Annotated in this window: 13 protein-coding genes, 2 tRNA genes, 1 pseudogene and 1 riboswitch; of the genes and pseudogenes, 11 read left to right on the forward strand and 5 right to left on the reverse strand. The window is 60.3% G+C overall.

What is annotated here, in order from left to right:
* Positions 1-5: 5 nt before the first annotated feature.
* The 4 genes from ASN89_RS18700 to glyA form a co-directional block, all read right to left on the reverse strand.
* A complete protein-coding gene (locus ASN89_RS18700) occupies positions 6-974 on the reverse strand; it encodes a PilW family protein (protein WP_058050316.1) in 969 nt (322 codons plus the stop codon).
* Positions 971-1555 carry a type IV pilus modification protein PilV gene (gene pilV / locus ASN89_RS18705; RefSeq protein ID WP_058050317.1) on the reverse strand — a complete coding sequence of 195 codons (585 nt, stop codon included), beginning with the start codon at positions 1553-1555 and terminating at the stop codon, positions 971-973. The genes ASN89_RS18700 and pilV overlap by 4 nt, the downstream gene beginning before the upstream one ends.
* Positions 1556-1786: 231 nt before the next feature.
* Positions 1787-2248, reverse strand: a complete 462-nt coding sequence (gene nrdR, locus ASN89_RS18710; RefSeq protein WP_034759169.1) for a transcriptional regulator NrdR — start codon at positions 2246-2248, stop codon at positions 1787-1789.
* A 143-nt stretch (positions 2249-2391) separates the two neighbouring features.
* The gene (glyA, locus tag ASN89_RS18715) at positions 2392-3639 is read right to left on the reverse strand and encodes a serine hydroxymethyltransferase (protein WP_058050318.1); all 1248 of its coding nucleotides are present in this window, start codon (positions 3637-3639) and stop codon (positions 2392-2394) included.
* A 111-nt stretch (positions 3640-3750) separates the two neighbouring features.
* Positions 3751-3875, reverse strand: a riboswitch (ZMP/ZTP riboswitch).
* A gap of 283 nt (positions 3876-4158) precedes the next feature.
* Here glyA and ybgC point away from each other — a divergent pair.
* The 11 genes from ybgC to ASN89_RS18765 all read left to right on the forward strand — a co-directional run bounded on the left by ybgC (position 4159) and on the right by ASN89_RS18765 (position 10456).
* The gene (ybgC, locus tag ASN89_RS18720) at positions 4159-4560 is read left to right on the forward strand and encodes a tol-pal system-associated acyl-CoA thioesterase (protein WP_058050319.1); all 402 of its coding nucleotides are present in this window, start codon (positions 4159-4161) and stop codon (positions 4558-4560) included.
* 45 nt (positions 4561-4605) lie between these two features.
* The gene (tolQ, locus tag ASN89_RS18725) at positions 4606-5295 is read left to right on the forward strand and encodes a protein TolQ (protein WP_046682323.1); all 690 of its coding nucleotides are present in this window, start codon (positions 4606-4608) and stop codon (positions 5293-5295) included.
* A gap of 15 nt (positions 5296-5310) precedes the next feature.
* Positions 5311-5751 carry an ExbD/TolR family protein gene (locus tag ASN89_RS18730; protein ID WP_082654644.1) on the forward strand — a complete coding sequence of 147 codons (441 nt, stop codon included), beginning with the start codon at positions 5311-5313 and terminating at the stop codon, positions 5749-5751.
* A gap of 48 nt (positions 5752-5799) precedes the next feature.
* Positions 5800-6819, forward strand: coding sequence for a cell envelope integrity protein TolA (tolA, locus tag ASN89_RS18735; RefSeq protein ID WP_082654645.1), 1020 nt, complete (start codon positions 5800-5802; stop codon positions 6817-6819).
* 5 nt (positions 6820-6824) lie between these two features.
* Complete coding sequence (gene tolB / locus ASN89_RS18740; RefSeq protein WP_046682511.1) at positions 6825-8093, forward strand: Tol-Pal system beta propeller repeat protein TolB; 1269 nt, start codon at positions 6825-6827, stop codon at positions 8091-8093.
* Between the two features lie 43 nt (positions 8094-8136).
* The gene (gene pal, locus ASN89_RS18745) at positions 8137-8658 is read left to right on the forward strand and encodes a peptidoglycan-associated lipoprotein Pal (RefSeq protein WP_046682322.1); all 522 of its coding nucleotides are present in this window, start codon (positions 8137-8139) and stop codon (positions 8656-8658) included.
* Positions 8659-8792: 134 nt separating this feature from the next.
* A complete protein-coding gene (gene ybgF / locus ASN89_RS18750; RefSeq protein WP_034759191.1) occupies positions 8793-9551 on the forward strand; it encodes a tol-pal system protein YbgF in 759 nt (252 codons plus the stop codon).
* Between the two features lie 67 nt (positions 9552-9618).
* Positions 9619-9694, forward strand: a tRNA-Lys gene (locus tag ASN89_RS18755).
* Positions 9695-9783: 89 nt separating this feature from the next.
* Positions 9784-9859 (forward strand) — tRNA-Lys (locus ASN89_RS18760).
* 143 nt (positions 9860-10002) lie between these two features.
* Positions 10003-10206, forward strand: coding sequence for a hypothetical protein (locus ASN89_RS28735; RefSeq protein WP_046682320.1), 204 nt, complete (start codon positions 10003-10005; stop codon positions 10204-10206).
* Positions 10181-10456: a type II toxin-antitoxin system RelE/ParE family toxin gene (locus ASN89_RS18765; RefSeq protein WP_058050320.1), complete on the forward strand. Its 276-nt coding sequence runs from the start codon at positions 10181-10183 to the stop codon at positions 10454-10456. The genes ASN89_RS28735 and ASN89_RS18765 overlap by 26 nt, the downstream gene beginning before the upstream one ends.
* A 40-nt stretch (positions 10457-10496) precedes the next feature.
* Here ASN89_RS18765 and ASN89_RS18770 read toward each other — a convergent pair.
* Positions 10497-10738, reverse strand: a pseudogene (locus ASN89_RS18770) (acyltransferase); the annotation flags it as partial.

Consider the following 10738-nt stretch of genomic DNA (forward strand, 5'->3'; position numbering starts at 1 on the left):
CCCGCCTAGGCAGGCCCGTTGCGCAGCATGATGCTCGTCTGCACCAGTTGCCGCAGCCTGGAACGCGTTGCGGCGGGCAAGGACGCGCGCGCGATGCGCACACCCGTGTCGCCGGCACCATGCGCCTCGGCATACGCCTTGCCGAACAGATCGAACTGCGCCGGCCCCAGTTCCGCCAGCTTGTCCGCCTGGCCCGCCTCGCCATGCAGCAACAGGGCCACGCGCACGCTGGCCACGCGTTTCCAGTGCGTGCGCCGGTGCAAATCGCGCTGACGCGCGGCCGCATCCGCCCCCTCCAGCACCAGCGCCGCATCGTATGCGTCGAGCGCGCTGGCGTTGACGTAGCGGTTCGCCACGCCGTCAAACGGCGTATCCGTGTCGAGGCCATACAGCACCTGGAAACCGTCGACGCCGCGAATGACGGCGTCCGCGCCCCAGCCGTTCGCGCCACGGTATTTGCAACGCAATTCACCCTCGCCATCGGCGCCCTGCGCCACATAGAAAATGCTCCAGCCCCGCTGCGCCTGCGTTTGCGCGGCGCCCACGCCGAAGCCTGCGCAATTGAGTACGGAACCGTCGCCGCCCTCTTCCTTGCCGGCGCCGTAATAACGCAAGGCCAGCACGTCGCTGCCATGCAGGGCGCCGGGCAGCGCGCCGCTGATGCCTTCGCTGTTCTTGCCCAGGCTGCGCGCATCGAGCCCGGCCACATTGGCGCTGTCGTCATCGGCATGGGCGACGGGCGCGGCGCTGCTGTCCCAGTTCACGTATGCCGTCTGGCGCACGGCGCGGGCGATGGTGTCGAGCGCATAGCGGCCGTTGTCATCGAGGCGCGCGCTGGCGGACTGGTCGCCATAGCTGCCGCTGGCGGCCAGCAGCACGCTACTGGCGGCCAGCATCAGCAGCGCACCGAGCGACAAGGCCACCAGCAATTCGACGAGGCTCATGCCGCGATGCCAGTGCAGGGCAGTGTTCATGCGCCGCTTCCGCCCAGCTGGAATGCCAGCCTGGGCAGCGACTCGCCTGCCGCATTCACGGCGGGCGAGCCATCGGGCAGGCGGGCGCGCCAGCCCAGCTTGATGACGATGGGCGCGCCCTTGCCGCCACTGCACGCCCACTGCAAGCCCTGGGCGGCGGCATCCCACGCGGAAGTGTCGCGGCAGATATGCAGGCGCGCGCCGGGCAAGGCCGCATGCAGCCGCTGCTTCCATTCGGCGATATCGAATTGCGCCAGTTCGGCCGCGCTGCAGGCGGCAGTACCAAAACAGTCCGGCGCACCGCCGCCCGCTTCGGCGTCGTCCGCCGCCGCATACGCCACATTCAGGTAGGGATTGCCCGTATCGGGGCCATTCATGAGCACGCTGTTCGCGCGCATGCGCTCGGCCATGCCGGCCGCCAGTTGCACGCCCGCCGACAATAGCGCCGACTCATGGCGCGCGCGCAGGGAGTGCAGCTGCAGGATGCTGGCGCCCAGCAGGCCCAGCGCCAATAGCAGCAGCGACACGAGCACCTCGACGAGGCTGCTGCCACCCATGAGACCACGCGCGCCGCTGTGCATGAGCTTCTCCTGCGGACAGAATGAAACCAGGACTGGAGCCGCACGGACGCACGGCCCAGCTACAAGATAGGCGCGCGCAAAAAGCCGGGTCTGCGCTGGCGCAAACAGTACGGCGAAAGGTGGGAAGAACAGCGTTGGGATTAATCAGTCCGCTTGCCGGGCGAACACTGGCGTGGTGAACACGGGGCGCAAACCGGCCCCGTTTTCAACAAGGTGAACAAGAAGGTGAGGTCAGGGCTTGCGCGCCTGCCCCACTTCGGCGATGGCGTCCTGGAACTCGGCCAGGTCTTCGAAATTCTTGTAGACGGAGGCGAAGCGGATGTAGGCGATCTTGTCGAGGCGCTTGAGTTCCTGCATGACGAGTTCGCCGATATAGCCGGAATCAACTTCGCGCAAGCCGCTGGTCAGCAGTTTTTCCTGGATGGACGCGATGGCCGTATCCACGGAGGCGGCCGCGACGGGACGCTTGCGCAAGGCCAGCATCAAACTGCCACGCAACTTATCCGCAGCGAACTCCGTCCGGCTGCCATTCTTTTTGACGACGGCCGGCATGATAAGTTCAATGCGCTCGTAAGTCGTAAAACGCTTGTCGCATTTGCCGCAGCGGCGGCGGCGCCGAATGGCATCCCCTTCCTCCGATACGCGCGTATCGAGAACCTGGGTGTCGCCGTGCTGGCAAAATGGACATTTCATGGGCTGGCTACAACTTTATAGTAATAATTACGGGAAATCACCGTCCTTGTACAAAGGGCGCCCGAATCACTCCGGGCGCCCTTGGGCACGCAGGAATGTGTCATACAGAATCTTACTCTGTATGACACATTCTGGACAAATAATTATGCAGCGTACACAGGGTGCGCGTCGGCCAGCACCTTCACGGCCGCCTTCACGCGCTCGATGGTGGCGGCGTCATGCGGATTGTCCAGCACGTCCGCGATCAGGTTGCCCACTTCTTCCGCTTGCGCTTCCTTGAAACCGCGCGTCGTCATCGCCGGGCTGCCCAGGCGAATGCCCGAAGTGACGAATGGTTTTTGCGGGTCGTTCGGGATGCCGTTTTTGTTGCAAGTGATGTGCGCGGAACCGAGGATGGCTTCGGCTTCCTTGCCCGTCAGATTCTTGGCGCGCAGGTCGACCAGCATGACGTGCGATTCGGTGCCGCCGGAAACGATGCGCAGGCCGCGCTTGATCAGGGTTTTCGCCAGCACATCGGCGTTCTTGATCACTTGCTTCTGATATTCAACAAATTCAGGGCTCAGCGCTTCCTTGAAGGCAACGGCCTTGCCGGCGATCACGTGCATCAGCGGGCCGCCCTGGATGCCAGGGAAGATGGCCGAATTGATGGCTTTTTCGTGTTCGGCCTTCATCAGGATGATGCCGCCGCGCGGGCCGCGCAGCGATTTGTGCGTGGTCGAGGTGACGAAGTCGGCGAACGGCACCGGGTTCGGGTACAGGCCGGCGGCGATCAGACCGGCGTAGTGGGCCATGTCGACCATGAAGTAGGCGCCAACTTCCTTGGCGATCTTGCCGAAGCGTTCGAAATCGATCTTTTTCGAGAATGCGGAGGCGCCGGCGATGATCAGCTTTGGCTTGCGTTCGCGGGCCAGGCGTTCCATTGCCTCGTAGTCGATGTCTTCTTCCGCCGTCAAGCCGTAGGAGACGACGTCAAACCATTTGCCGGACATGTTCAGCGGCATGCCGTGGGTCAGGTGGCCGCCTTCGGCCAGCGACATACCCATGATCAGATCGCCTGGTTTCAGCATGGCAAAGAATACGCCCTGGTTCGCTTGCGAGCCCGAGTTCGGCTGCACGTTCGCGCATTCGGCGCCGAACAATTGCTTGACACGGTCGATGGCCAGTTGCTCGGCCACGTCGACGTACTCGCAGCCGCCGTAGTAGCGCTTGCCTGGATAGCCTTCGGCGTACTTGTTCGTCAGCTGCGAGCCTTGCGCTTCCATTACGGCTGGCGACGTGTAGTTCTCCGACGCGATCAGTTCGATATGATCGTGCTGGCGCGTGTTTTCTTTTTGAATGACGGCGAACAATTCAGGATCGACGTTGGCGAGGGTATGATCTTTTGCAAACATGTAAAAACTCCAAGTATGAGGGTGCTTGTACTGGCAGATTGGATCGAATGAGGGGAGCCGGCGTTAAGTGAATAACAATATTGGACAGGCAGCCTCTTCGTGCTTTTCCATAGTGGCTACCCAGGCGAACGGCTGATGAAAAATCTCACGTTTCCCGGTGGGTGCCCACCTTTCGCCGGTTTGCCGATCGCCACTCATGGAGATCGCCCGACTTTTCGCCAGTCACGTGAGACGTAATGGAATGCAAATTGTAAGTTAAGTGCCCAAATTGAGCAAGGAATGCAAGCGTGCCGCTATAATCGCCGCCCGGGCAGCGCCGGTCCGGCGTCTTAAGCTGGATGTAAACTTTGCTCATGCATGTAAGCGTATGTTACGGGGCTTGCCATTGCAGCCCTCCGTTTTACAATGCTGCGGTGCAACTTATATGCAGCTTTTGCATGGCTTTCCAGCAAGCGCCCACAGTCACAAGAAGAAAAATCGCGTAAAATGTTGCTCAATCTCACTACTGGCGCAATAAACATGCCTTCAGTCTTTATCTGGAACGTACGTGTCTACTATGAAGACACCGACGCCGGCGGCATCGTCTATTACGCTAATTACCTGAAATTCTTCGAGCGCGCGCGCACCGAATGGCTGCGCGCCATCGACGTGGGCCAGCAAGAATTGCTGGAGCAGCATGACGCGATGTTCGTTGTCAAAAGCGTCAACGCCGACTATCATGCGCCAGCCAGACTCGATGACACGGTAAGATTAACCTTAAGTATAGAAAAAATGGGGCGCGCCTCCATCGTTTTCCTGCAACAAGCCTGGTGCGGCGACCGCCTGCTCAACACGGCGCGCGTCAAGATCGGCTGCGTCGATTCGGCACTGTGTCCGCGCGCCGTGCCTGATGCAGTCGCGGCCCGCATGCGCGCCGCCTGACCCCACCCGCCACCCCGGATAATTCACCCAACAGACTGCCAGCCAATGAACGTTACACAAGATCTTTCTTTCCTCGCGCTCATCACCAATGCCCACCTGATCGTGCAACTGATCATGGCCCTGCTGCTGCTGATTTCCCTGACCAGCTGGACCTACATTTTCCGCAAGATGTTTGCCGTGCGCCAGGCGCGCAAGCAAACCATCGAATTCGAACGCAGCTTCTGGGCCGGCGGCAACCTGCATGCGCTGCACCAGAACGCCAGCGGCAACCGCGACCAGAGCGGCGCGCTGGCCCGCATCTTCGACGCCGGCATGGGCGAATTCATCAAGGGCAAGGCTTCCTACGGTTCGCGCGAAGCGCTGGACGTGGGCGCCGTGCTCGACGGCGCACGCCGCGCCATGCGCGCCGCCTTCCAGCGTGAAATGGACGTGCTCGAATCGCACCTGGCCTTCCTCGCTTCCGTCGGTTCCGTCTCGCCGTACATCGGCCTGCTCGGCACCGTCTGGGGCATCATGAACGCCTTCCGCGGCCTGGCCAACGTGCAGCAAGCGACCCTGGCCGCTGTCGCGCCCGGCATTGCCGAAGCGCTGATCGCCACCGCCATCGGCCTGTTCGCGGCGATTCCCGCCGTCGTCGCCTACAACCGTTTTTCGCATGACATCGACCGCCTGGCGATCCGCTTCGAGAGCTTCGTCGAGGAATTCTCCAACATCTTGCAGCGCCAGTCGCGCTAAGAGGGAGCAGCGTCCATGGGTTCCTCATTCAATAGCGGCGGCATGCGCGGCGGCCGTGGCCGCAAGTTCAAGTCCGAGATCAACGTCGTGCCGTATATCGACGTGATGCTGGTGCTGCTGATCATTTTCATGGTGATGCCGTCGTCGAACAATCCCAGCGTGGTGAACTTGCCCAACGCGGAAAAGACAGCGAAACCGCCCGATGACTATATTCAGATCGTGCTGAAACCGAATGGTTCGCTGTCGATCGGCGTCATCGGCAAGGAACAGCTGTCCCCGGAAACGGAACCGAACCGCGACGCCCTGCTGCGCAAGCTGCGCGGCCTGCACGAAAGCAATCCCGACTATCCCGTGATGATCGCGGGCGACAAGGAAAGCAAGTACGACGATGTGATCCAGCTCATTTCGGAAGCGAAAAAGATGGGCATTACCCGCGTCGGCCTGGCCACCAAGTAAGCACAGCATCCTGTTTCCAGACTTGACCGTTTTTAGATAGACTAGACTTTGCAGAACAAACAAATCGACCATGTACTCGGCAAGCCCTACAGCGTGCCGCGCGAACGCAGCCGCTGGCCCTCGCTGGGCCTGGCGCTGGCGATGCACCTTGGGCTGCTGTTTTTCCTGTGGGTGGGCGTACACTGGCAAAATACGGAACCGGTCGCCGTCGAAGCGGAAGTGTGGGACATGAAAGTGCAGACGGCCGCGCCGCCGCCCGAAGTGGCGACGGAACCGGAGCCGACGCCAACGCCGCCGCCTGAACCGGAAGTGGAACAGCCTGCCCCGCCGCCACCGCCGCCGGTGGCCGCGCCCGAGCCGAAGGTCGACCTGCGCGAGGCGGAGATCGCCCTTGAGCGCAAGAAGGCCAAGCTGAAGGAAGAAAAAGAGAAAGCGGCAGCGGAAGAGCGCCGCAAGCAGGAATTAAAGGAACGCGAGGAAGAAAAGCGCGAACTGGAAAAACAGAAGCAGAAAGAAAAAGACAAGGCTGAAAAGCTGGAAAAAGAAAAGGCCGACAAGCTGGAGAAAGCCAAGCAGGCCAAAGAGAAAGAAAAAGCGGCGGAAGAAAAAGCCGAGAAAGAACTGTCCGAGAAAAAAGCGGCGTCTGAAAAAGCTGCCAAGGCGAAAAAAGCAGCGGAAGAGAAAAAAGCCGCCGACAAGGCGCGTGCCGTGGAAATGAGCCGCATCACGGGTGCGGCGGGCGCCGGCACGACGGGCACGGCCGCGAAAGCGACCGCGCCACGCAAGGACAGCGGCTATGTCGCTGCCCTGACGAGCAAGATCAAGAGCAATATCGCGTACAGCGGTAGCACGGACGTGCCGGGCAACCCGCGCGCCGTGTTCAAGATCGAGCAACTGCCAACTGGGGAAATTATTTCGGTCCGAAAGATTAAAAGTAGCGGCCTGCCGGCGTATGACAGCTCGGTGGAAAACGCCATTAATAAATCGTCGCCACTGCCGAAGAAAAAAGACGGCACCGTGGAACGCGAGATTGAACTCATATTCGAGATGAAGGATTTGCCTAAATGATGACCATGAAAAAAATGAGCTATGTCGTGCTCTGCGCCAGCCTGGTGCTGGGAGCGTCCAGCGCCCAGGCGCAGCTGCGCGTGGAGATTACGGGGATCGGCAGCAACCAGATCCCGGTGGCTGTCGCCAGCTTCGTCAATGAATCGGCGGCGCCGCAATCGCTGTCCGGCATTATCAAGGCCGACCTGGCGCGCAGCGGCGTGTTCAAGCTGATCGACGCCGATGCGCCCGTAGCGGAAACGGCACCCGTCAGCTATGAACAGTGGAAGTCGCGCGGCGCCGACGCGCTGGCGGCCGGCACCGTGCAAAGCATGGCCGATGGCCGCCTGGACGTGCGCTACAAGCTGTTCGACACCATCAAGGGCGCGCAGATTTCCAGCATGAACAATGCGGCCGCGCCGCAGTTCAACCGCCTGCTGGCGCACAAGATCGCCGACGACATCTATGAAAAGCTGACGGGCGTCAAGGGCGCGTTCGCCACGCGCATCGCCTACGTCACGCAATCGGGCCGCGAATACCGCCTGGAAGTGGCCGACGCCGATGGCGAAGGCATCCAGGTCGCCCTGCGCTCGAACGAGCCGATCATTTCGCCTGCCTGGTCGCCGGACGGCACCAAGGTCGCGTACGTGTCGTTTGAAAAGAAAAAGCCCATCGTCTACGTGCAAAACCTGGTGACGCGCCAGCGCACCATCGTATCGAATGAAAAAGGCAGCAATTCCGCACCGAGCTGGAGCCCGGACGGCTCGCGCCTGGCCGTGGCCCTGTCGCGCGATGGCCATACCCAGGTCTACACCGTCAATGCCGACGGCAGCGGCTTGCGCCGCGTCAGCACCAGCAGCGGCATCGATACGGAACCCCAATTCTCGGCCGATGGCCAAAGCATCTACTTCACCAGCGATCGCAGCGGCGGACCACAAATCTACCGCATGTCGGCCAGCGGCGGCGAAGCCAAGCGCGTGACGTTTGGCGGCTCCTACAACATCAGCCCGCGGATTTCGTCCGACGGGAAGACACTTGCTTATATTTCCCGTCGCGACGGCAATTTCCAGCTCTACGCGCTCGACCTGGCTAGTGGCCAGGAACTGCGCCTGTCGGACACCGCCAACGACGAATCACCGAGCTTTTCGCCCAACGGGAAATATATCATGTACGCGACCGAATCCGGACGACGCAAGTCGCTGGCAGTGGTATCGGTGGATGGCCGCGTCAAACAGCGTTTGACTACGCAAGCTGGCAATATCAAGGAGCCCACCTGGGGTCCTTTTATGAAGTAAATGCTGTACAGTTTCACCTTTAACCATGACCCGGAGAATAAAAATGAGTAACTTTAAAAGTTTGGCTTTCATCGCCGCTACCGCAGCTCTGCTGTCCGCCTGCAGCACCCCAGTCAAAGTAGCCGAGACCCCAGTGGTTGAGCGCGCTCCTGAAAAAGTCGCAGCTCCAGTTGACACCCGTCAAGTTCAGCCAGTAACGACCGCATCGGTCGATCCACTGGACGATCCAAAAGGCGTGCTGGCTAACCGCAGCATCTACTTCGACTTCGACAAATACGTCGTGCGCGAAGCGGACACCCCAGTCGTGCAAAACCACGCTGGCTACCTGGTGAAAACGCCTAGCCGCAAGATCCTGATCCAAGGTAACACCGATGAACGCGGTGGCGCTGAGTACAATCTGGCCCTGGGTCAGAAACGTGCTGAAGCCGTGCGCAAGTCGATGGCAGCCCTGGGCGTGCCAGAAGGCCAAATGGAAGCCGTGTCGCTGGGCAAAGAAAAGCCTAAAGCACAAGGCAGCAACGAAGCAGCATGGGCAGAAAACCGCCGCGCTGACATCGTTTATTGATGTTGACAGGTGAGCGCGGCAGCATTGGCGCTTACCTAACTGGCCAGTAATAGGCATAATAATGGGGCGCAGCGCGGTGATTCACCGCCCGGCGCCCCGTTTGCATGTTTGCGTAACCTTAGAAAGCCCGACCCATGATGACATTCTCGAAAGCCGGCGTCGCCGCCGCCTTGATGGCCGCGTTTGCCTACCTGCCCCTGCACGCCAACGCCGCCCTGTTCGATGACGACGAAGCGCGCAAGGCTATCCTCGAGCTGCGCGCCAAGGTCGACGCCATGGCGCGCGACCTGAACAGCCGCGTCGACACCAAGGCGGACAAGACCAGCACCCTGAGCCTGATCAACCAGCACGACCAGACCATGCAAGAGATCGCCCGCCTGCGCGGCCAGATCGAAGTACTGGGCAACGATCTTGCGAACGTACAAAAGCGCCAGAAGGATTTCTATACCGACATCGACGCGCGCCTGCGCAAGCTCGAGCCGCGCCAGGTCACCATCGACGGCCAGGAAGCGGCCGTGGGCGTATCCGAGCAAAGCGCGTACGAATCCGCGTTCGGCCTGTTCAAGTCGGGCGACTACAAGGGCGCCGTCACGGCCCTGGACGGCTTCGTGAAACGCTATCCGGAATCGGCCTACGCGGCCAACGCGCAATACTGGCTGGGCAACGCCTATTACGCCCAGCGCGACTGCAAGAGCGCCATCACGGCCCAGCAGGCAGTGCTGAAGAACTACCCGGACAGCCCGAAGGCGCCCGACGCCATGCTCAACATCGCCAGCTGCTACACGGAGCTGAAAGACAAGGCCAACGCGACCAAGACCCTGAACGCCCTGATCTCGCGCTACCCGGACTCCAGCGCGGCCCAGGCTGCCAAGGAACGGGGCGGCAAAAAGTAAAAGCGGGGAAAAAGTTGCCCGTTAGGTTTGACAGAATCCCGGGCACCCCCTATAATCTTTCTTCTTCGGGTCGTTAGCTCAGCTGGTAGAGCAGCGGACTTTTAATCCGTTGGTCGCAGGTTCGAATCCCGCACGGCCTACCACGAATACGCAGTACTGATCTGCTTGCGAGTTGTTATAGCAAGCATTTTTTTACGGCACAGTGTTACCGAAGTTGTTGTAAAAAGTTTTTGGGTCGTTAGCTCAGCTGGTAGAGCAGCGGACTTTTAATCCGTTGGTCGCAGGTTCGAATCCCGCACGGCCTACCAAATACTTCAGAGAAGCCAACCGTTCGCGGTTGGCTTTTTTGTTTTCAGCAGCATCACCCGCACGCGATGCCATCGCTGACACAAATCAAACGCCTTGCCACCTGCGATACAGCTTTATCGGACTGTCGTATAATCAGACAATCATGAACGCCACCCCATCCTCGACCATGTCCGAATTTGCGACAACGGAAGCAGCCGAAACCTATGAACAATGGTTTCGCGCAAAGGTGTTGGCGTCGCTCAATGATGACCGCCCTACCGCCTCGCACGAGACAGTCATGGCGCAACTGAGGAAAATCGTCACGCCGCAGACTGACGGCCATGCTGCCGATTCAATGGAAGGTTGAAGCTCAAGAAGATTTGACCGCGATACTCACGTATATCGCGCAGCACAACCGGCCGGCAGCGCTGCAGCTTTACAACGACATCGACAACGCCATCTCCCGGCTTCCCTGCCATCCCCATCTATACCGGTCAGGAAGAGTTTCAGGCACGCGCGAACTGGTTGCCCATCCAAACTATGTCGTCGTGTATCGCGTTGAAGCAAACGCGATAGAAATTCTTGCCGTCATGCATACGCGGCAACTATATCCCTAAACAACAATACCTAAACCTTGGCATATCGAACGCCGTTTTTTTAACGCGACACCAGCGCCGGCCGCCCGGCCAGATGCGCCACCACACTACCCATCACCCTTCCCAGCGGCACTTCCACCCACCGGTAAAACGCAGCACCAGCCACCAGGCTGGCGCCCCAGGCCGTCAGCATGCCCAGCGCCTGCCATTCCGGCTCAAGCGGAACATAGGTGATAAACAAGGCATTCACCAGCAGGCTGACGGGGAAGTGGACGAGGAACACGGCATACGAGATGAGGCACA

Origin of the sequence: Janthinobacterium sp. Ant5-2-1, assembly GCF_001445815.1 — a bacterium.
Lineage (GTDB): Bacteria > Pseudomonadota > Gammaproteobacteria > Burkholderiales > Burkholderiaceae_D > Janthinobacterium > Janthinobacterium lividum_E.

Coding starts and splice junctions, on each gene's coding strand:
- ASN89_RS18700 (WP_058050316.1), bottom strand. CDS start 974: ATGAACACTGCCCTGCACTGGCATCGCGGCATGAGCCTCGTCGAATTG.
- pilV (WP_058050317.1), bottom strand. CDS start 1,555: ATGCACAGCGGCGCGCGTGGTCTCATGGGTGGCAGCAGCCTCGTCGAG.
- nrdR (WP_034759169.1), bottom strand. CDS start 2,248: ATGAAATGTCCATTTTGCCAGCACGGCGACACCCAGGTTCTCGATACG.
- glyA (WP_058050318.1), bottom strand. CDS start 3,639: ATGTTTGCAAAAGATCATACCCTCGCCAACGTCGATCCTGAATTGTTC.
- ybgC (WP_058050319.1), top strand. CDS start 4,159: ATGCCTTCAGTCTTTATCTGGAACGTACGTGTCTACTATGAAGACACC.
- tolQ (WP_046682323.1), top strand. CDS start 4,606: ATGAACGTTACACAAGATCTTTCTTTCCTCGCGCTCATCACCAATGCC.
- ASN89_RS18730 (WP_082654644.1), top strand. CDS start 5,311: ATGGGTTCCTCATTCAATAGCGGCGGCATGCGCGGCGGCCGTGGCCGC.
- tolB (WP_046682511.1), top strand. CDS start 6,825: ATGAAAAAAATGAGCTATGTCGTGCTCTGCGCCAGCCTGGTGCTGGGA.
- pal (WP_046682322.1), top strand. CDS start 8,137: ATGAGTAACTTTAAAAGTTTGGCTTTCATCGCCGCTACCGCAGCTCTG.
- ybgF (WP_034759191.1), top strand. CDS start 8,793: ATGATGACATTCTCGAAAGCCGGCGTCGCCGCCGCCTTGATGGCCGCG.
- ASN89_RS28735 (WP_046682320.1), top strand. CDS start 10,003: ATGAACGCCACCCCATCCTCGACCATGTCCGAATTTGCGACAACGGAA.
- ASN89_RS18765 (WP_058050320.1), top strand. CDS start 10,181: ATGCTGCCGATTCAATGGAAGGTTGAAGCTCAAGAAGATTTGACCGCG.